Annotated in this window: 19 protein-coding genes; 10 read left to right on the plus strand and 9 right to left on the minus strand. The window is 37.3% G+C overall.

The features are described from left to right. Positions 1 to 309 precede the first annotated feature (309 nt). Entirely contained in the window at positions 310 to 1,371 is a 1,062-nt protein-coding gene (locus tag JFU50_RS06615) for a DUF2157 domain-containing protein (protein WP_201222154.1), read from the plus strand. Continuing rightward, positions 1,361 to 1,900 (plus strand): GDYXXLXY domain-containing protein, encoded by a 540-nt coding sequence (locus JFU50_RS06620; RefSeq protein ID WP_201222156.1) that lies wholly within the window; start codon positions 1,361 to 1,363, stop codon positions 1,898 to 1,900. Before JFU50_RS06615 ends, JFU50_RS06620 begins: the two co-directional genes overlap by 11 nt. Positions 1,901 to 2,001: 101 nt before the next feature. Here the strand turns inward: JFU50_RS06620 and JFU50_RS06625 are convergent, their stop codons facing one another. From JFU50_RS06625 to JFU50_RS06645, 5 genes are all read right to left on the minus strand, one after another. Beyond that, positions 2,002 to 2,481 carry a C40 family peptidase gene (locus JFU50_RS06625; RefSeq protein WP_201222158.1) on the minus strand — a complete coding sequence of 160 codons (480 nt, stop codon included), beginning with the start codon at positions 2,479 to 2,481 and terminating at the stop codon, positions 2,002 to 2,004. 204 nt (positions 2,482 to 2,685) lie between these two features. After that, a complete protein-coding gene (tnpB, locus tag JFU50_RS06630; protein ID WP_201222160.1) occupies positions 2,686 to 3,891 on the minus strand; it encodes an IS200/IS605 family element RNA-guided endonuclease TnpB in 1,206 nt (401 codons plus the stop codon). Between the two features lie 242 nt (positions 3,892 to 4,133). Then, a complete protein-coding gene (locus JFU50_RS06635; protein ID WP_053344448.1) occupies positions 4,134 to 4,406 on the minus strand; it encodes a phage holin in 273 nt (90 codons plus the stop codon). A gap of 554 nt (positions 4,407 to 4,960) precedes the next feature. Then, the gene (locus tag JFU50_RS06640; protein ID WP_201222162.1) at positions 4,961 to 5,950 is read right to left on the minus strand and encodes a zinc-dependent alcohol dehydrogenase family protein; all 990 of its coding nucleotides are present in this window, start codon (positions 5,948 to 5,950) and stop codon (positions 4,961 to 4,963) included. A 175-nt stretch (positions 5,951 to 6,125) separates the two neighbouring features. Further along, on the minus strand, positions 6,126 to 6,740 hold the full coding sequence (locus JFU50_RS06645) for an undecaprenyl-diphosphatase (protein WP_201222164.1): 615 nt from the start codon (positions 6,738 to 6,740) through the stop codon (positions 6,126 to 6,128). A 453-nt stretch (positions 6,741 to 7,193) separates the two neighbouring features. Between JFU50_RS06645 and JFU50_RS06650 the strand changes: the two genes are divergently transcribed. Together JFU50_RS06650 and JFU50_RS06655 are read left to right on the plus strand one after the other, a co-directional pair. Continuing rightward, positions 7,194 to 7,703: a DoxX family protein gene (locus JFU50_RS06650; RefSeq protein ID WP_201222166.1), complete on the plus strand. Its 510-nt coding sequence runs from the start codon at positions 7,194 to 7,196 to the stop codon at positions 7,701 to 7,703. 454 nt (positions 7,704 to 8,157) lie between these two features. Then, positions 8,158 to 8,400 (plus strand): hypothetical protein, encoded by a 243-nt coding sequence (locus JFU50_RS06655; RefSeq protein ID WP_053344445.1) that lies wholly within the window; start codon positions 8,158 to 8,160, stop codon positions 8,398 to 8,400. A gap of 66 nt (positions 8,401 to 8,466) precedes the next feature. Here JFU50_RS06655 and JFU50_RS06660 read toward each other — a convergent pair whose 3' ends face one another. Together JFU50_RS06660 and JFU50_RS06665 are read right to left on the minus strand one after the other, a co-directional pair. Next, positions 8,467 to 9,654 carry an LL-diaminopimelate aminotransferase gene (locus JFU50_RS06660; RefSeq protein ID WP_201222168.1) on the minus strand — a complete coding sequence of 396 codons (1,188 nt, stop codon included), beginning with the start codon at positions 9,652 to 9,654 and terminating at the stop codon, positions 8,467 to 8,469. 61 nt (positions 9,655 to 9,715) lie between these two features. Next, entirely contained in the window at positions 9,716 to 10,612 is an 897-nt protein-coding gene (locus JFU50_RS06665) for a TIGR01777 family oxidoreductase (protein ID WP_201222170.1), read from the minus strand. A 355-nt stretch (positions 10,613 to 10,967) separates the two neighbouring features. Between JFU50_RS06665 and JFU50_RS06670 the strand changes: the two genes are divergently transcribed. The 4 genes from JFU50_RS06670 (at position 10,968) to JFU50_RS06685 (ending at position 15,388) form a co-directional block, all read left to right on the plus strand. Continuing rightward, positions 10,968 to 12,599 (plus strand): S-layer protein, encoded by a 1,632-nt coding sequence (locus JFU50_RS06670; protein WP_242489032.1) that lies wholly within the window; start codon positions 10,968 to 10,970, stop codon positions 12,597 to 12,599. 509 nt (positions 12,600 to 13,108) lie between these two features. Next, entirely contained in the window at positions 13,109 to 13,933 is an 825-nt protein-coding gene (locus JFU50_RS06675) for an amino acid ABC transporter substrate-binding protein (protein WP_053344440.1), read from the plus strand. After that, positions 13,917 to 14,621: an amino acid ABC transporter permease gene (locus JFU50_RS06680; RefSeq protein ID WP_201183503.1), complete on the plus strand. Its 705-nt coding sequence runs from the start codon at positions 13,917 to 13,919 to the stop codon at positions 14,619 to 14,621. The genes JFU50_RS06675 and JFU50_RS06680 overlap by 17 nt, the downstream gene beginning before the upstream one ends. Positions 14,622 to 14,650: 29 nt before the next feature. Beyond that, positions 14,651 to 15,388: an amino acid ABC transporter ATP-binding protein gene (locus JFU50_RS06685; RefSeq protein WP_201222172.1), complete on the plus strand. Its 738-nt coding sequence runs from the start codon at positions 14,651 to 14,653 to the stop codon at positions 15,386 to 15,388. 162 nt (positions 15,389 to 15,550) lie between these two features. Here JFU50_RS06685 and JFU50_RS06690 read toward each other — a convergent pair whose 3' ends face one another. Next, on the minus strand, positions 15,551 to 16,909 hold the full coding sequence (locus JFU50_RS06690; protein WP_201222174.1) for an IS1182 family transposase: 1,359 nt from the start codon (positions 16,907 to 16,909) through the stop codon (positions 15,551 to 15,553). Between the two features lie 429 nt (positions 16,910 to 17,338). Then, positions 17,339 to 18,508, minus strand: coding sequence for an MFS transporter (locus JFU50_RS06695; protein WP_201222176.1), 1,170 nt, complete (start codon positions 18,506 to 18,508; stop codon positions 17,339 to 17,341). Between the two features lie 526 nt (positions 18,509 to 19,034). On the opposite strand from JFU50_RS06695, the gene JFU50_RS06700 reads away from it, so the two are divergent. Both JFU50_RS06700 and JFU50_RS06705 read left to right on the plus strand, forming a co-directional pair. Then, positions 19,035 to 19,736: a response regulator transcription factor gene (locus JFU50_RS06700; RefSeq protein WP_201182888.1), complete on the plus strand. Its 702-nt coding sequence runs from the start codon at positions 19,035 to 19,037 to the stop codon at positions 19,734 to 19,736. A gap of 5 nt (positions 19,737 to 19,741) precedes the next feature. Beyond that, positions 19,742 to 21,172: a sensor histidine kinase gene (locus JFU50_RS06705; protein ID WP_201222178.1), complete on the plus strand. Its 1,431-nt coding sequence runs from the start codon at positions 19,742 to 19,744 to the stop codon at positions 21,170 to 21,172. The last annotated feature ends 19 nt before the right edge of the window (positions 21,173 to 21,191 follow it).

A 21,191-nucleotide genomic window follows, 5' to 3' on the forward strand; every position in this document is an offset into this window, starting at 1 on the left:
CCCTTCTAGTATGTTTCTAGTACTATTCATTAAACAGTACCAAACGACGAACAATACATCTTATGCAAATAATTTACCACATGGTACTATTTATTGCAAGGTACTGTAAAAAAATATTTAAAAGCTTACCCTCTTCCTTGTAATTATCCTATTTTTTTATGATTTGAGCTGACCGCCTAACTAATCAGAATTGTATATATCGTAATTTCCGTTAAGTGTAATCAAAAGAGGGTAAGAGAAAATTAACATATATTAATAGCTAACGGAGAATAAGTTATATAATAGAAATATATGGAAGGAGGAATTACTTTGGCAAAAAAAGAAATAACGAAAAAGCAGTTTGATTTTCTTGAACACGAACTTAAGTATCTTGAAACAGGAGGAGTTATCTCTGAGCAAGAAAAAGAAAAGATGCTAGATTCCTATGATGTGAAGGAGAATTTAAGTTTCATTACTATTTTATTGTCCATCGGGGCGCTTCTTTTAGGTCTTGGGGTATTAACCTTCGTTGCCAGTAACTGGATATATTTAAATAAGGGAGTAAAATTCCTAATAATAATTGCGTGTCTAATTGGAGTAAACTTCGCTGGTGTTAAGTGGCAGAAACGCTTTCCCAAAACAGCCCGGAGTTTACATTATGTTGGAATTTTGATATTCGGAGCAGGTATATTTCTAGTTGAGCAGATGTTTAACATTAGCATCAATTTCAACAGTTCCTTTTTATTATGGGCCATTGGAACAGTATTCATTGGTTACTATTTAAAAGACGTCTTCATCCTTCTTTTTACTTCCTTTCTGCTTTTCATTTATATTAACGGAAGTATATTCCTTGATGAAACGTCTTACCCGCTTGCTATTCTTGTATTTATACCGTTTTTATATGTTCTATTAAAAAAATTCGATTATCCTAAGGCCTTGGGCTTTTTTATTAACGCATTAGCCATCAATACAATCGCCTTATTTCTAATGGAATTTGTACCGAAGTTAGATTTTAAACAGTCGAATACGATCGTCCTTTCCATTCTGTTTGTATTGGGAATTATACTGGCGTATCTTCCATTTCCATCTAAATTACAAAGCACCACCCACATACAAGGGCATATCTTACATGGAATCACCGCACTCTTCCTTACCTTTGAATTTTCGATATGGTTCCCTATAGCTTATTTTATTTTCCTGCTTTACCTCATTCTAAAGGGCAGTTTAACCAGCATTGTGATAATATGTGCACTGATTTTCAGATACTATATTGATTCCTTTGACTTCCTGCCAAAATCGCTTACATTCATAATCGGCGGCATCATGCTTATTGGTTTTGGCTTCTTCTTTGAAAACCAACGGAAAAAAGGAGGCGATTTCAATGAAGAATAATCTATTCTTCCGACCGCTCATCGTATTTTCCATTCCAATCTTGATTCTTTTAGTCTTGGCGATTCCTCCCGTCTGGACTACCATGACCGGAGAGGAAATCAAAATCAAAACCGCCCCAGTCGACCCGACGGACCTGTTCCGGGGCAGCTATGTGGCTCTGAATTACGAAATAGAGACCGTTAAGCCTTCACAACTTGATGACTCTGTTATTTCTGAGTTTAAAACAAGAAATATGGGTGATTATAAAAAGGTATATGTACGACTAAAACAAAGCAGTGATGGTCTATATAAAGTCGATTTAGTAACGAAAGAAAAACCCAGCAAAGGTGTTTATCTAAAAGGAGAATTAGAAATTCCTTATGACTTAAAAAGAGCTACAACTGTTCAGATTAGATACGGCCTAGACAATTATTATGCATCCGAAGAAAAGGCTAAGGAAATGGAAACAGACGCTTTGGCTAAACCTTCAGTTGCTATAGTAAAGGTTAGAAATGGTCATGTTGTATTAACAGATATTATCATTGAGTAAGTGTTTTCCAACTATCCTAGGCTAGCAAAAAGAGCATCAGATTTTCGATGCTCTTTTTTGCTAGTCATATTATAAAGTATCCGTTATGAATATCAGAGCTTTTACTTAATGACCCGTTTAGCCCCAATATATCGATCTTTCCAATACTTGTCGCTCATTTTAACTACCTTTACACCTTTTGTTGTGGTTCCCACAAAAGTACCTTTTCCATTATAGATGCCCACAAATGAGACTTTTCCTTTCGTGCCAGTTGCATAGAACACTAAGTCTCCTGTTTTTAAGTCTTTTTGCTTCACGGCTTTACCGGTTTTATACTGTTCTGCACTTGTTCTTGGAATTTTCATTTCTGTCGCTGCATTTTTATAAACATACTGAGTAAGCCCGCTTGCATCGAATCCTTTTGGTGTCGTCCCTCCATATTTATATGGGCTCCCCACCTGCTTCTCCGCTAAGGCGGCAACTTCATCGCCATAGTTGATTGATGCTGATGCATTAGCTGGACCGAAAATAAATGCTGCAACCAATGCTACAAGTGAAACAATTGCTACAAGCCATTTTGAAACTGGTAAACTAAGACTCATTCTTTTTCCTCCCCAATCTGTAAGTGAAACACAATTTTAAATATATGATGAAGTTTTGATTTGATTCCTAAAATCCTTTTTTATCTCTACCATCTTCGTTATTCACCATAAATTCTCTATTTGAACTCCCCCCCACTTATCGACCTTACGGTCTGATTGAAGTGGGGGATTCCTAAGAACATTAGCCTATCGGCCAATTTTTAATTAGGCTACTCCCGTAGTTCCTACGGTTAGAAGCCTTATGGCTTCATTCATTAGATTGAGTCCTGCGTTAATATCTCGATCGTGGTGAGTAGAACAAAAAGGACAGTCCCATTTACGAAGATTCAGTTGTTTAACGTCTTTATTTTGGTAACCCCAGCTAGAACACAATTGGCTAGAAGCAAACGTTTTAGATACGGTCACGATTTGTTTACCATACCAGTTTGCTTTGTATTCCAACATTTTTTTGAATTGGTACCAAGATACTTCACTAATAGCTTTAGCTAGTTTGTAATTTTTCATCATATTTGACACTTGCAAGTCTTCCATTCCAATAACATCGTGGTTTTTGATGATTTCGGTAGAAACTTTATGTAAGTAATCCATTCGGGCATTTGAAATTTTTTCGTGTAGGATAGCCACTTTTCGTTTTTGTTTTTGATAGTTTTTAGCTTCAGCCAATGGTTTATTTTGATTCAAGGCTATTTCTTGTCGCCTTGAAAGAATCCGTTGTGCTTTGGCCAATTTCTTTTCGACCGTCCGGAAGAATTTTGGATTTTGATAGACCGTACCATCTGAAAGAATAGCAAAATTCTTCAAACCAACATCTACACCGCACGATCGATTCGTTTTAGAAAGTACTTGTACATGGGTTTCCGCTAAAATGGAAATGAAATATTTACCCGAAGGGTTCCGCCTGATTGTGGCATTGATGATTCGCCCTTCGACTTCGCGGCTTTTAGCAAAACGAACTAGACCGAGTTTTGGCAATTTGATTTTGTTTCCAACAATTCCAATATTCCCATTCGTATGTTTAGTCGTATAGGACTGGATAGGATTCTTTTTCGATTTGAAGCGTGGTGACTTGTTTTGCTTTTTATAATATCGACTATAGGAATCTGCTAAATTTTCCACCGATTTCTGTAAGGCAATACTGTCTACTTCTTTCAGGAAAGAATACTCTTTCTTTAAAGCTGGAAGTTCTTTGATTGTTGCGTATTTATTCAGAAAAGAACCTTTCCATTCATTAGAGGGTAATTGGCCGTTCTGCTTCATTTCTTCACAAATATACCAGCAGGCATCTTTCTCCTTTTGTTTGCCTAAAAAGAAGTTATAGACAAAACGGGAGCAGCCGATCGTTTTATTGATTAGAACAAGTTGTTCTTTAGTTGGATAGATTCGAAATTTATAAGCTTTGTTTACGACCATTGGTTTCACCCCCTTATAGTTATTATTAACCACCGAACGTACGTTTGTCAAAAGATTACTTTGGCTTATGCCAACCGCCATTCATCTCCCCCTTACCGTTGGGCTCTCGCCCTTCAAACGCTTGAAGAGGGAGTCTTCTGGCGGGAAATGATTAAAAACAAAAAAACCACATGTTCCGTTACATAAAATAAACGGTGGCATCTGGTTTCTTCTACATTTTTAGTAGAAAAAGGTTCGTCCAATTACTTAGGTTCCTCATATTTTCGAGCCTCATCACTGTCGCTTAGACCTTTAGTAGTATGATCAACCACACCGCCGACCCCAAAGAATGTAAGCGCAATAAAGTTAATAATCCCCATCGCCCCATTCAGCGCATCATCGGTAATGGTAAAACCAATCGGGTGGATAAAGTTATTAATGAACGCTGCAACCATTTGCGTTAATATTAAAAGCCCAGGGAGAAGAACTGTAAAAATAAACGTCGGATTTTTAAAACGCACTTTCCAGTTGATCATTGCTATGCCCCTTATTTATATTAAGCCCACTTCAGTTCATAAAATAGTACGGACTTGCTATATTTTATGTAGCTTGTCCTTCTAGCGTTCGGGAATCCTATGAAATTAATATATCGCTTTATACTTTGATTTCCTTACTTATAATTTAAAGAAAAATTGATAACAGAAAGTAATCTATAACAATGCGCATTTTATAGGCAAATGAGAGAAAGATAGATAAAGCAGATAATAATAGTAGGTTTGAAATAAAGTTTGATAATTTCATTACTATTAACCTTTATAAACGTACAAAAGAAAAAGCATGTTTTGAAAAAAGACTGGTCAAAACATGCTCTTAACTTATTTAATCAAATGATACTTTTATTAATACCTTTTCCATACTTCTTAATGAACGTACGCACCCGACTGTACTTTAAATAAATATTACGAAATAGAAAACTAAAAGTAAAACTTCTTTTTTCCTTTTCTCAAAGAACAATCCCACTATTTTTTCAAAAAAACGATCTTATTATTAAAAACTGCCTGATTTATAGTTGAAGAAGAAAAATTAGTAGCTAACTGGATAAAAAAATCTTCCCTCTATTACTCATAGGGGATTCTGTTACACGAATAGCTTCCTGTACTTCCTGTAGGCCATAGTGAGAGTCTGGCATCATAAACCTCAACTTTTTATCGTTTATAAAATTTATCAAAAGGTTAAAAGTTTCTTGCCAAGTTTGTACTGATACCTGTTGATTCCAATGCCGAAGATGAAACATTTTAACATTCACTTTTGTCCTATTTGAAATTTCCGCCCAATTTACAGGCTTTCCTGATAAAAGCCCGATAGTTAATAACATTCCATTTGGTTGAACACAAAAAGCTAACTCTGAACCATCTGTTCCACCCACAGAATCAATAGCAGCGTTTGCTCCACGCCCATTCGTTAATTCCATCACGGTATTATGTAATGATCTATCCGAAGTATTGATTACATAAGAAGCTCCAAGTTTAAGTAGTTCTTCCGTATATTTATTGTTTCTTGTTACAGCAATCAACTGAAAACCAAGAATTTTGGATAACTGAGTAAAGATACGACCAATAGAAGATCCGCAAGCATTCACGATTAATACATCATCCGGTTTCAATGCTAATACTTCTGTACAAGTAAGCCAAGCTGTTATCGGATTTATATATAATTGTGCTGCAATATAATCCTCAATGGAACGAGGTATAGGAACTGCCAACTCCGCAGATGTTCTAACATATTCTTGCCAAGTTCCTTCACCACGCAGAGGCAGAACACGCCTACCTATTAGTTCTTGAGAAACTGAAGGACCCACCTCTTCTACAATACCGAACCCTTCGTAGCCAGGAATGGAAGGTAAAGGGATTCGATGAGAATATACCCCACGAATTGGTAGCAAGTCAGATGGGTTAATAGGGCGAACTTTCATACGCACAAGGATTTCTCCATTAGCAGGTCGTTGAATGTTTTTACTTTCAACTTTCAATACGCTTTGCGGGCTTCCGAATTCATAGAACTTAATACATTTTGCTTCCAAAATAATAAATCTCCTTTACTAAAAAATCTCATCTATATTTATAATATCACCTTTCACTAACCTGCCCTGTTCGTGACATAAGAAAAAGAGCTGCCGAAGCAACTCTCTTATTGAAGTAAAGCACCTGTTAGTTGAAAGTTATTCATAAATTTAAAATTTTCAATGCTATTATTTCTTAAAAATCCTTTGATTTTTTCCCCTTCGATTTAGTTAAAGGAGATATAACCAATTGTTCGCATTTCTCATAAACCCCTAATAATTTCAGAGTCAAGCGTAACTTAGGAACAATAAGGTAAACAATTGAGCCTGAAATGATGCTTATAATAGCTCCTGCTAGAATATCTGCTGGATAGTGGACACCGACCCAAATACGAGAAAAACCAACAAGGAAAGCCGGTATGATCCATAAAAACCACCATCCTCTTTTGAATATCCAAAAGGATACACAAAATGAGAAAAACAATATTGTATGGTCGCTTGGAAAAGAATTATCAACTGCTTTTTCAATTAATTTATTAACATTTGTCAACTCAGCGAATGGTTGATTATTGGAATGAAATTCCCCTGCTATCTTCCCGATTATTTCAGCAAATACAAAAGTAATGGTTGCACAAAAAACCATCATTCTACTCTTTTTATTTTGAGTAAACCAAATTACAATAACACCAAAAGCTAAGAAAAATACCATATACTCGGCAATAAAAATCATAGCAGGATTTAAGTATGTGTATTGTTTCCCTAAGTCATTAATCATTCTAAATAAATTCATATTCAGTTCTAAAAAACTCATTTCATACCACCTTTTTTTCCTCTTTTTCTTAAATCTTAAAAGAGGGAGAGATAAATCGCCATCGATTAACCTAACAGTTTAAGGTTCACATCTTACAATTTTGTCATATTTTTGTAAGGTGGTTTATTATTCACATAATAGCGTTGTTTTTCGGGATTGAGTGGTTAAATAACAATAATATTAGCTAGCTTCGAAATTGGAATCGTCTGATGGTAATTTCAAATAGAGAACTCCAATAAATTGCTGTCTACTGAGACTAACTTCAACAATTGGATCAATAGCATTTTTGAATAACCGAAGAGTCTTACTGAATCCTCAGATTTACTTCCGATTGTAGAAGGAGGTTCATTATATATTCTTAATACATTTTTAATATAATTGATAATGTAAATCATTTTCGATGATGTTGTTATATTCCTTAGTACTTATTATTTTGAAATACTGGAGGAAAACATGATGATTGATGCTCTAAGACAAAACAAAAACATTTCTATACTCTTAGCTGTATTACGTGTATATATCGGATATACGTGGATTATGGCTGGTTGGGGGAAGATAGCAAGTGGACAGTTTGATGCTTCTGGCTTTTTACAGGGTGCTCTAGCTAACTCAACAGGAGAACACCCGGCTGTTCAAGAATGGTGGGTGGTATTTCTAAAAAATATAGCGATTCCTAATATAGAGGTATTTAACCTCTTAGTACCTTGGGGAGAACTATTTGTAGGTGTAGGTTTATTAATCGGTTATTTTACAAAAACAGCAGTGTTTTTTGGAATAGCGATGAACTTTTCTTATATGTTTAGTGGTACTACAAGTACAAACCCACAACTTGTTTTATTGTCAATGTTTATCCTAGTTTCTGCTATTAATGCGGGAAGGTATGGGGTAGATGGTTTGATTATGCCAACTCTTAAAGAAAAACTATTTGCTAAAAAAACAAGAGAGATAAAAAATGCTGCTTAGTTTTTTAATACGTAAATTCGAAAGATCGCCAGTATAGGCGGTCTTTTTTGCATTCTTCTTGTTGAACTCCCTCAGTTAATTAAGTATTTCTTACGAATGCTTGCTTATTCGCAGGATTTCATCCCACTAGATAGAGTAAGAATAAGTGAATAAAATATCATAAGGAAAGGGAATTCGTACAAAGCTTTTACAGAAGTTAATCCAAGAATTACAAGGGTTATCGCAAGTTATTGCCGATGTTGAAATAGGAAACTAAGTCGGAGAAAATTACTATAAAGCTAAAGGATTTAAACGTTTCGAAGAGTTTGATGAGGACTTTATAGACACAAGCTAAGAACCTAACGAATGGCTTTAGCAATCTAATAAAAATGCACCATTTCACATTTTCCAGAAAAGTGTAAAATTAATCGAAACTTTTGTACGCTATACTCGTAATTAAATGAGGAGGTGTAAAATGAAAAAGTATCTAATTTTCACTATTAGTTTCTTATTGTTATTTACCTTATTGCAAATTTCATCTGGTCTATTTCTAACTGCTACATATACCCCTGATTTTTCAGAGTCATTGGGCATGAGTAATACACTTTCTCAAGAAGTAATTTTTGTTCAAAGTTCACAAATACCTACATTAATAATTGCTGTTTTATCTGCTATATCAGCCTATTTCATTTTGAATAAAGTCGCAAAAAAGAATTGAATGAGAAGGACCTGCAAAGAAAGAGTGCGGCTTACCCTCCGCACTCTTTCCGTTTACTTTTCATATTCAATCCTGAACCACTTTTTGATATTCTTCCAGGAACAATTGAACCTTTTCTGCAGCTTCTGTCAATCTCTCAGCCGGTTGGACCAATGCCATTCGAACATACCCTTCGCCTTGTTCTCCAAAAGCATCCCCAGGGACAACCGTAACCCCCGCTTTTTCTATCAATTCATAAGCAAAATCGCGTGACTTCCAACCAGCAGGAATCTGAGCCCAAATAAACATGGTAGCTGAGGATTTAGGTACATGCCATCCTCCTTTTGCAAGACCTGTTATCAAGGCATCCCGACGGGCCTCGTATTCCTTAACCTGATCGGACAGCAGCGAAAGGTTGGATGTAAGCGCCATTTCTGCAGCTTTTTGAATCGGATAAAAAACTCCATAATCGATGTGTGATTTCAATGTACCTAAGATATGTAACGCATCATGATTACCGACCACATATCCAATACGACAGCCTGCCATATTGAACGTTTTCGATAGCGAATTAAATTCAATCCCAACCTCCTTAGCTCCCGGAATAGACATAAAGCTAATCGGAGGATGGTCATCAAAAATTAACTCAGAGTAAGCAAAATCGTGAACAACCAGAATCTCATTCTTTTTAGCAAACGAAATAACCTCTGAAAAAAAAGCTTCATCAGCAAGTGCAGTGACTGGATTTCCAGGGTAACTGATGATCATCATTTTCGTTTTGTTCAATATTTCCACTGGGATTTGATTGAGCTGTGGCAGAAATTTATTCTCGGCAGTAAGTGGCATCGGATAAATGTTACCTCCCGCGAGTTTTACACTTGCTTCGTAAATTGGATATCCCGGATCTGGTACTAACACATAATCGCCCGGATTAATCATCGCTGTTGCCAAGTGTGCAAGCCCATCTTGTGAGCCCATCAGTTGAAGGACCTCTTTATCTGAATCAAGCTCTACCCCGTAACGCTGCCGATAAAAATAGCAAACAGCCTTATGGAATTCAGTTGTACCTTTTAACGTATAACCGTATGAGTTTGTATCCTGTGCATATTTGACCAGCGTATCCACTACAAATGCAGGCGGTGGCAAATCAGGACTACCAACGCTCAAATCGATAACATCTATCCCGCGCTTCATCGCATCCTGCTTACGAGTCGCCAACTCCGAAAAAATTCCAGTTGTGAATCTTCCGACTTTTTCAGATGGAGTAATATTCATAATACGGATTCCCCTTCATCAATAATCTTTTTATCTATTATTATAGCAAATCACTCTACCCTTATTTAGAACTCTTGAGTATTTGTTGAAGGGCTGCATCGAGTTTATCAAATTTAAACTCGTAACCCTCCCTTACCAATCTTTCAGGAATAACCCAGCGACTCTTTAAGATTAATTCAGTTTCGGTTCTCATAAAGAAAGCTCCCATTTCAAGCATGGGTCTCGGGCATGGTAATCCTATCTTTCTATTCATGGCTTTTCTCAGGTAAGCCATGAACTCGCGATTTGTAACTGGGTGAGGCGAAGAACAATTGAATACTCCGCTCAACTCCTCGTTCTTTCTAAGAAAAAGGACAATGTTAAATAAATCATCTATATGTATCCAACTGAACTTTTGATTTCCCGATCCTTGATGACCGCCTAGACCAAATTTAACTAAATTTTTATAAGGAGTCATTACCCCACCATCATCGCCCAACACAATCGCAATTCTTAAAGCAATTTGTCTTGTCTCAGGTAATTGAAATTCAAAAAATGAACGCTCCCACTCTTTGGCCACATGAACCGAGAAACCTGAGCCAATGATACCGTCATCCTCTGTCATTGGATTATCTTCAGCATGCCTATAAATAGTCGCCGTACTTGAGTTTATCCATAATGAAGGAGGATTTTCACATTGTTTAATCGCATTTCCGAGTATTTTAGTAGTTTCAGTTCGTGACTGTAAGATTTCTTCCTTATTCTTAGCATTGTAGCGACAGTTAACTGTTTTCCCTGCCAAGTTGATTAGCATATCAGAATTCTCAATTGATTCTCTTATCCCTTCGTTATTACTCCAACTTATATGTGGAGATTGTCTTGAGATTATTCTTACCTCATATCCTAAACTCATGAAATGATTTTCAAAGTATTTACCGACAAACCCAGTCCCGCCAGCCAAAACTACTTTCTTCTTCATATAACCAACACGCTTTCTTTCAAGAGTTAATAGCTAATACTTTAACTAGATATTTCTATTTTTGTGAATTTATTCACAAAAATTATATCACCCAATTACATTAAATGGTAGGAGTATACTCTTTTTAATTTAACGTGATGGATAAAAGAATGAAGATAAATATAAAGGCTGTCGAAGGTTTCGCGACAACTTGAGGCTCTGCTAAAGAGCTTTCCCCTTTTTTCGTCAATAAACACAGGGGTTTTTCTATAGGTTCTCGAATAGAAATCCACAAAGATTATTCCAGAAATTCCCCCTCTTCATTTACAAAAACCATACTCTCCCCAAATAGCTACTTAATACTTTTACAATAAAATTGGCTTGTTCAATATTATTTCAATATTTCGGAGGTATCAGAAAGATGTTAAATAAGTTCAAATCATTCACGGTATTGGCTCTCAGCTTAGCCATCTTTTCTCAAAGTCTGCCGGTCGCTGCAAAAGATGCAGAAGAAAACAACCAGACAAATTCTGGAGGCAGATGGATGAAAGGGGAATATCATGCCCATACCACTCAGTCCGACGATGCAGAGGGGTCTCAGACCCTTGAAAACGTGCTCAACAACTCATTTGACAAGTATGGTATGGATTGGATGGGTATTTCCGACCATTTGAGAATGTCTTCACGGGATGATGAAGGACAATTGGTTCCAGGCGGTCCGATTCCGCTGTCTCAGGGAATCATTCAATATCAAGCTCCGAAAATGAAACAACTGCAGAAAAAGGGCAAATATAAAAATAAAATTATCTTTTCGGGGTTCGAATGGGACATGCCTACATACGAGCATGTCGGCATAGGAATTTTGGGAGATCAGGCAGGTTCATCGAAAAGTTTAAAAGCTGGCAATCAATTCGAGTATTTGTTTACCAACCAGGATGAAAAGATGTTCAATTCAACGGATGTAGCCATCTGGAAAGCACAGGATCAAAGAGCCAATAAGACACCCCAGGATGCTCGAACAGCCTTGGCATGGCTTGAGAAGAATTATAAGAATACAAGTTATGCCATCCTGAATCACCCTTCGAGAAAAAAGGTGTACACCATATCTGATTTCCGCGACTTCAACAATATCGCACCGGATGTCTTGTTCGGATTTGAAGGCATGCCCGGAAACCAGATGGAGCCTGACAGAGGCGGCTTAAACCTGACAACGCCTGAAAACAGAACTTACGGCGGTTCCGATTACATGCTTGCTAAGGTAGGCGGTGCATGGGATGCGCTTCTTGGAGAAGGACGTCAGTTCTGGAACTTTTCCAATTCGGACTCCCATTTCGAAATCAGTGAAAACCGACTTTACTCAAGCGGATACTGGCCTGGCGAATATTCCAAAAATTACACTTGGGTGAATGGTTCCACAATGCAATCCGTCTTGGACGGCATGCGGTCGGGGAAATCATTCTCTGTTTTTGGTGACTTGATTAACGCACTTGATTTCCAAGCTAAAGGCGGCAGCAGCAAGGTAGATATGGGCGGGGACCTTAAAGTGAAGGAAGGACAAATGGTCAAAATTACAATCCGATTTAAGAGCCCTAAAAAGAACAACAACGGCGATTCGGTTAAAGTGGATCACGTGGATTTAATTTCCGGTGATGTAACTGGGAAAGCTGTGCCTGGAACACCTGCTTACAGTAAAGACACCAATGATACGACAAAAGTAGTTAAACGCTTTACAAGCAAAGACTGGAAAACTGATGGCGACGGTTACCATATTATCACTTACAAAGTCAAAGCGAGTAAGGACCAATATTTCCGTTTGAGAGGTACGAATCTGGGAGAAAATGTCTCTGGAGAAACGAGCAACGGTGAGCCGCTGATCGATTCAAAGACTGATATTGAGGATAACGAATCACGTTTTGCCGAGATCAATAACCGTAACTATAAAGACCTTTGGTTCTATTCGAACCCTATCTTCGTAAGCGTAGAGGAAAGAACACATGACAATCACTAAGCCAATAATAAAGATGCTGCAATAGTTTCGGGCGGTTCAAATCCAGAAATAACACTCCCATCCCCTGCTTAGTTCTAAAGGTGGATGGGAGTCTTTATGTTCTGGAAAGTTCTAAATCCATCGTTTCTAATCTCCTTAGTCTCCTCCAGACAAAAAAACCTTGAAACTCACGTGCGAGTTCGGTATCAGAACAGATGCCATATAAGTAGAAAGGATAGGTAGACCCCTCCAATTATCTTGAGAATAATTAGGACAAACGTTCTCAAGGATAAAAAGAAAATCTATGTAGGCATCATTTTTACGAAATGGTTGATATTAGAAATGAAAAGTTGTAGAAAAGAACAAGCTCTTCGTTATGAGTACTAATTCACTTCAATCCCTTAAAATCTGTATAATTCGCAAAGAAACATTAACACTAATGATATAAGTTGTTTCTATTGACTTTTTGCCCTTTCTAATTTAGTATCACAGAGTATCAATCCCTATCAGATTACTAGGAGGTTTATCAAATGAAAAAATCGATTGCTCTTTTATCGCTATTGTTAGCTTTCACAATTGTACTTACGGCTTGTGGTTCAAATACAAAAAATGAGGCAAATAATACCGACAATAAATCTTCTTCACAAGAAAGTCTATATGATAAAGTCAAAAAAGATGGCGTGTTAACAGTTGGAACAGAAGGTACATACCCTCCTTTCACATTCCACGATGATTCAGACAAACTAACTGGGTTTGATGTTGAAATTTCTAAGGAAGTAGCAAAGCGGCTTGGTGTGAAAGCAGAGTTTAAAGAAACACAATGGGACGGTATGTTTGCAGGATTAGATGCTAAACGTTTTGATATGATCGCAAACCAAGTTGGAATTGATGAAGACCGTCAAAAGAAATACGATTTCTCTGACCCATATATTCAATCAGGAGCAGTATTACTTGTTCACAAAGACAATTCAGATATTAAATCATTCGATGACTTAAAAGGGAAGAAATCTGCACAATCTTTAACAAGTAACTACAATGATATAGCAAAATCCCATGGTGCTGAAGTTACCGGTATTGAAGGATTTTCTCAAGCTGTACAGCTTATTGGTTCTAAACGTGTAGATGCAACGATAAATGATAAATTATCTTACCTTGATTATAAAAAACAGCACCCCGATGCACCTATCAAAGTGGCTGATGAGGAAGAAAACGGTGTAGCTAGTGGGTTAATGTTTAGAAAAGACAGCGGCAAGTTAGTGGAAGAAGTAAACAAAGCACTAAAAGATATGAATGACGATGGTACGTATGCAAAAATCTCCGAAAAATGGTTTGGTGAAGATGTTTCTCCTAAGTAATATTTTCTCTGACCCAGAGCGTATGAACCAACTTGTTTCTATCGCTCAAACCTCCCTCTATCCTATGGTAGAGGGAGCTATTAAAAATACAATTCCACTAACATTAATTTCATTTGTTCTTGGCCTTATTCTCGCTGTACTAACAGCCTTAGCTCGATTATCTTCTATAAAAATTTTACAAATAATTGCGCGTGTATATGTGTCAATCATCCGCGGGACACCATTACTTGTGCAATTATTTATTATTTTCTACGGGCTGCCAAACTTAGGTATAACGATTAATCCTTTCATATCGGCTATTATAGGATTTTCTCTAAGCGTCGGAGCTTATGCATCAGAAATTATAAGGGCTGCTATTCTATCAATACCAAAAGGACAATGGGAAGCAGGTTATTCAATTGGTATGACATATACCCAAGCATTAAAGCGAATTGTTTTACCGCAAGCAGCTCGAGTATCCATTCCCCCATTATCAAACACTTTTATTAGCCTTTTAAAGGATACATCGCTTGCATCACTAATTCTTGTAGCAGAGATGTTCCGTAAAGCTCAAGAAATTGCTGCAAAAAACTATGAATTTCTATTACTTTACATCGAAGCAGCTGCTTTATATTGGATTTTGTGCACTATTTTATCTTTCATTCAAGGAAATATCGAGGACAGACTTAATCGTTATGTAGCAAAATAAGAGCTGCAGTATTAAAAGGAGATTTTAAAATGATTAACATTAAGAATCTTCATAAATCATTTGGTGACCTTGAAGTATTAAAAGGTATTGATTTGGAAGTGGAGCAAGGAAAAGTCATTGTATTAATCGGTCCTTCAGGTTCAGGTAAAACAACCTTTCTTCGGTGTTTAAATCTCCTTGAGGTGCCTACAGACGGGACGATTGAAATTGATCAGAAATTAATGGAGTTTAAAAAGCCTGTTAGTAAAAGATCCATTACTTCTTTTCGCAGTTTGACAGGAATGGTATTTCAAAACTATAACCTCTTCCCACACAAAACAGCAGTAGAAAACGTAATGGAAGGTCCCATTATCGTAAAGAACATTCCAAAACAAAAAGCGAAAGAAACAGCCAAGGCATTGCTTACAAAAGTGGGGTTAGGTGACAAAGTTGATTTTTATCCGTTCCAGTTGTCCGGTGGCCAGCAACAGCGCGTGGGAATTGCAAGGGCACTGGCCATGGAGCCAAAAGTAATGCTGTTTGACGAGCCAACCTCTGCTCTTGATCCTGAACTAGTTGGTGACGTCTTACAAGTAATGAAAGACCTAGCGAAAGAAGAAAGAATGACAATGGTTGTTGTGACACATGAAATGCGTTTCGCTCGTGATGTAGCAGACGAAGTTATCTTTATGGATGAAGGAAAAATTATGGAACGAGGGACCCCCGAACAAATTTTCACAAACCCTAAAGAAGAGCGTACACGCCGTTTTTTGAATATGATTCAATAAAAAGGCGCTTATATTAAGTAGAATAGAAAAACCCTATTTGCAAAATAGGGTTTCAGTTTGTAGACAAAAGGGGTTCGGAATGTTTTAATTCCGGACCCCTTTTGAAATTCCCTTTGAATTTTGCTCAAGATTAAGAGATTGGGCCTCTACGAGCCCACTTTATTAAGCCATTCTTGGACCTTGCCATGCCCAATTGGCTATCTTCTTTAAATTCATGGCAGCGAAAGTAAGCATCGCCTGCATCGACAATTTTTTAAGTCCCCTTAAAGTAGTCCAACGCATACCATGCTTTTCTTTTGCATCTGCGAATACACGCTCTATTGTTTCTTTACGTTTCGCATATATAGGTTTTACATCCTTGTGATGACGCAGATGATCTGCTTCTTCCATATAATTTTGCCAGATATGGCGTGTCACCACTTTTTGATGGTCTTTGCTTACTGTACACTGTGATAAAAATGAGCATGTCGCACAAGTGTGTTTGGGTGATTTGTACTCGCGATAGCCCTCTTTATTTGTTGTTGAGTACTTTAAAATCTCGCCCGATGGGCAGAGATAACAATCAAAATGTTCATCGTAAACATAGTCATGCTTGCGAAAGAACCCTTCTTTTGTTCGTGGACGTGTATAGGGTAAAGCTGGTGTGATTTCTTTCCCAAAAAGGTAGCTTGTAATGGCTGGTGTTTTGTAAGCTACATCTGCGGCAACAGCTTCAGGTTTTCCAACTTTCTCAATCACTTGTTCAACAAGAGGCTCTAAGATATGACTATCATGCGTATTTCCCGGTGTTACAATCGTCCCCAGCACAAAACCGTTGCGGTCCGCAGCCGCATGAAATGAATAGGCAAACTGTTTTGTTCGTTCATCTTTTACATAGTAGCCACTCTCAGGGTCAGTTGTACTTTCTTTAATTTCTTTGGTTTCTTCTTTATCAAATTTATCCGGTGGAAAAGGCTTCTTTCCATTGTTTTCACGATCTTGATTTATTTCTTCTTGAAGGCGTCCTTGATATGCTCGTGTTTCCTTACGAACGATTTTCTTTTCGAATTTTCGCTTATTCGCACTGGCTTTCACATGTGTTGAATCAACGAATACGTGCTCTGCACTTATTAACTTTCTTTCTGAAGCTGTCATTAAGATACGATAAAAAATCCGTTCAAACAGGTCTGTATCTTTAAAGCGACGCTCATAATTTTTCCCGAACGTTGAGAAGTGAGGTACTTTATCATGGAAACCGTAACCTAAAAACCAACGGTAAGCCATATTCGTTTCAACTTCTTCAATCGTTTTACGCATCGAACGAATACCGAAGGTATATTGAATGAATGTCAATTTAACTAAAATAACTGGATCAATACTTGGGCGCCCTATCTCTGAATACATATCTTTCACCAAGTCATAAATGAAAGTGAAGTCAATGGCCCCCTCAATTTTACGAACCAAATGGTTCGCTGGCACCAGTTGATCCAAAGTAATCATTTCAAGTTGATCTCGCTGAATAGAATTATGTTTCGAAAGCATCGTCATCACCTCAAGTTTTAATACTTCTATATTAAAACAAAAAGGACTATAGGCAAAAGTGGTTATATCTAATTGTTAAAACAAAGTTGATTGGAACGGAAGGTGCGAGACTCCTGCGGGAAATGCGTGTCCAAGGGAGACCCCACAGGCGCAAAGGCGCCGAGGAGGCTCCCTGACCGCCCGCGGAAAGCGAGTGCCTGGAGTGGAAATCAACGTCGAATTTTTACAACCCCTCAAAAAAACTGTAGACAAACTCGATTTTCATCGAGTTTGTCTACAGTCTGAAACCCTATTTGCAAAATAGGGTTTTTTTGCTCATTTACATTAAATGTATAATCTCAATTTCGACTGTACGAACTTATTGAAAAAACCTGTAGATTTGCCCGACTTTGGACGTTATCTACAGGCTTGTTTAGGGTTGCACATACATCAAACAAATGCTTTAACTTGTTTCGTCTGTGCATGATAAATCTGATAAAGAACCAATGCAAAAACTGAAAGCATAGCTCCTGAAATAAATGGCAAATCTATCGAAATGGAAAATAACCATCCACCTATTGGAGGCCCAGCAATTCTACCGAATGAGTCAAATGAAGAAAGTAAGCCAGTAACACTGCCATGTCCAGTTGTAGAATTTTTGGTCAACAGTGCCGAAATGGCCGGCCGGATGAAACCATTCCCTAATCCGAAAATGGTTAAGAAAACTGCAGATGTCCAGAAATTATTAGAGAACAGTATTAGAATAAATCCAATGGCCGATACGATAATCCCGATTCGGATGACCGCTCCTTCCCCATATTTCTTGGTCATCCTTCCCACTAATCCACCTTGAACAATCGCAGTGCCAAATCCCATGATCATAAAGATATAGCCTAATTGTACAAGGCTTATATTAGCCTTTTGAGCTGCGAAATAGGCGAAAGTCGTTTCGAGTCCAGCCATCGAAAGTGTGATAATCAATTGTAGAATAAACATAATACTCAGAGGTCCATTAAAGGCTTTCCACATTGATTCTTTATTTTTCGAATGCTGAGATCTTTTTTCTACTGTAAGTGATTCTTTCAGTATTATAAACACTAAAATTAGAGTAATTAAAGATGAAATTCCAGCAATATAAAAAGGTAAATTCAAACTTGATTTTGAGAAGATACCTCCAATTGCCGGACCAAAGATGAAGCCAAGTCCTGTAGCAGCACCAATGATCCCCATCCCTTTCCCCCGGTCCTCTGGCGTCGTAATATCAGCTACATACGCCATTGCAGTTGGCATGTTAGCAGAGGATAAAACCCCACCAACAATTCTAGCTACGAATAAAACCCATAAAGAATCTGCTGTCGCCATGATGAAAAAAGAAAGCGCTAATCCTGCGATTCCAATCATCATAACAGGCTTACGACCTATTCGGTCTGAGATACGTCCCCACATTGGGGCAAATAATAATTGCATTAACGAATAGACAGCCATTAAAAGACCAAGCTCTGTCGGACTGCCACCCACCTTTTCAGCTAGGAACGGCATTACGGGAATAATAATCCCAAAGCCGACCATCACTAAAAACATGACTAAAAAAAGAACAGGCAACACCTTTTTTGTTTCCATTATTTTTTTCTCCTTTTATTCTTTCACATTTGCTGCATACTTTTTCTAATGATCTTTGATAGAAAATGATTTTGGTCTAGAAAGAATATTATCGAAGACCTAGACTTAATTGCATAGTAAAACATAATAGCTATATCATTATCTACCTACCAATACTTTAAACAGTTTATCATACAACCTTTACCAAATCAGTATTTAGTACTATCTATATCCACCTCAAATAAATAAGCCTACAACCATAAACTACCTCATTTAAAACCAAGCCATGATCAGGCCTCTACGTTTTATGGCAACAAGGTCCTGATCCTTTCATCGAAAGTACATTTTCTTTTTTAATGGAACCTATGTGCTTTTCTCTACTTTGTTTCGCAGCCTATCTTCGCTATTAAATATAATCTTTAATGAAAAATTATGAAACGGATGCCTAAGACGCCGCTTATTCCAGAAATATCTCTCCCTTCCCCTTATTTTTTGCTACAGGGTACTCTATACTGTAGGTTAAGATTGATGTTTGGGAGGTAGAAGAATGGCTAATGATCAGTGGATTTTAATTATTGACGATGAGGAAGATTTGGCGCGTCTCATGGAGACAGTTTTACATAAAGAAGGTATTACAAATATTGTAACGACGGGAACCGTTGCGGCTGGTTGGGCAAAGTTTCAGGAGTTTAATCCTGCACTTGTATTGCTAGATATTATGCTGCCTGATGGCGAAGGCTATGATTTATGCAAGCAAATTCGTGAAGTGTCAAATGTGCCAATTTTATTTATGTCGGCTAAGGATGAGGAAATTGATAAACTTTTAGGGCTGGCGATAGGTGGGGATGATTATATTACCAAACCATTTAGTCCGAAAGAAGTTGCTTATCGGGTGAAGGCACAGTTGAGACGGGCTGGATTTTCAGAGGAAAAAGCAGCTCCGAAAAGTTTGCAAGTTGGTCCTTTTGAGCTTAGTGCCAATGAAACAGAAGTGAAAAAGGATGGAAAAACGATTGAGCTCACAGCTAAAGAAATCGGACTGATGAGTTGTTTTATGCATCATTCGAATCAGATTTTGAGCAAGGAAACTTTGTTTGAACATGTTTGGGGCGATGAATTCTTTGGCTCCGATAATACGGTGATGGTACATATTCGCCGTTTACGCGAAAAAATTGAGATAGATCCTTCAAAGCCTTCGTTTTTATTAACTGTTAAAGGACTTGGTTATAAATTACATACCAAGGGGTGAGACAAATGAAGTGGAAATTGACACGGCGCTTTTTAGGATCCGTTGTGACAATTGTTGTAATCGTAGGGATTGTAAATACAATTTTACTCCTCTGCTTAATCTTTTTTCCTAATTTGGGGACAGAAGAAGTATCTGCGGAAAACTTTAGCCGAACATTTTCACAATATGTAGAACTGCAAGATAACAAACCGATGGTAAATGAAGAAGGGCTAGAAAAACTCCAAGACAAAAAGGCCTGGATACAATTTTTGAATAATAAGGGTGAGCAAGTAGCAGCCTTTTATACACCTCAAAATTTGCAAACCATGTATTCTCCTGTTGAAATCGTACAAATGTATAAGTATAAAGAAATTGATGCAGAGACGACTGTTTTTGTCGGCGAAGCCCATAATTTCAGCTATTTTGTAGGTGTTAAGGAACAGAAAATAGGTCGCTATGTAATAACCTATGATTATGGAAAAAGTTTTAAAAACTTTAACATCTTACTTTTATTATTTTTAATCGTCGATATTATTATTGCATTAGTCATTGGATTTTTATTTGGTAAAAGATTAACGAGTCCACTTAACTTATTAATAGAAGGAATTCAGCGACTTCGGGAGAGACGCTTTAAGAAGATGAGCATACCAAAAGGCGTTTATGAAGATGTGTTTCGCAATATGAATGAACTTTCGGTGAAATTAGATCAGTATGAGAAAGAACGTGATCAAATCGACCAAATGCGTGAGGAATGGATTAGCAATGTTTCGCATGATATGAAGACACCACTTGCTTCTATCCATGGGTATGCAGAATTGATGAAAGATAGCTCCACAGATTTAACACCACAAGAATTGCATGAGTATACATCTATTATAAATAGACAGTCTATTTATATGAAAGATTTGTTAGACGACCTCAATTTAACGATGCGTTTGCGCAATCAACAACTCCCGTTACAATTTGAAGATGTAAATATTGTTGGGTTTATTCGTGAAATGACGATTGAGCTTTTAAATGATTCATCATTTGGGGATCGACAGGTTGAATTTGAGGCAAATGTGGACAAAGCCATGCATAAAGTGGATAAAAAATTACTGAAAAGGGCGATTTTTAATTTTATCTACAACGCACTTGTGCATAACGATGAAAATGTCGTTGTGAATATTCGAATTGATAATATTTATCTACTGGGTGGACAAGAGCAAAAGTCAAGCAACATATCCACAGCTTCAATCTTTCATACCCAAATTACCATTGCCGATAATGGCCGTGGTATCCCCTCTAAAGATTTAGAACAGGTTTTTGAACGCTACTACCGAGGCACGAATACTACCAGTACACATGGAACTGGTTTAGGTATGGCGATTGCAAGGGATATTATTCTAGCCCATAATGGGAAAATCGATTTGACTAGCGTTGAAAATAAGGGCACCACCATTACTATTCTTTTATAATGCTAATTATATTTTTCTT

It is taken from the genome of Peribacillus sp. TH14 (genome assembly GCF_016651145.1).
GTDB classification, from domain to species: Bacteria; Bacillota; Bacilli; order Bacillales; family DSM-1321; genus Peribacillus; species Peribacillus butanolivorans.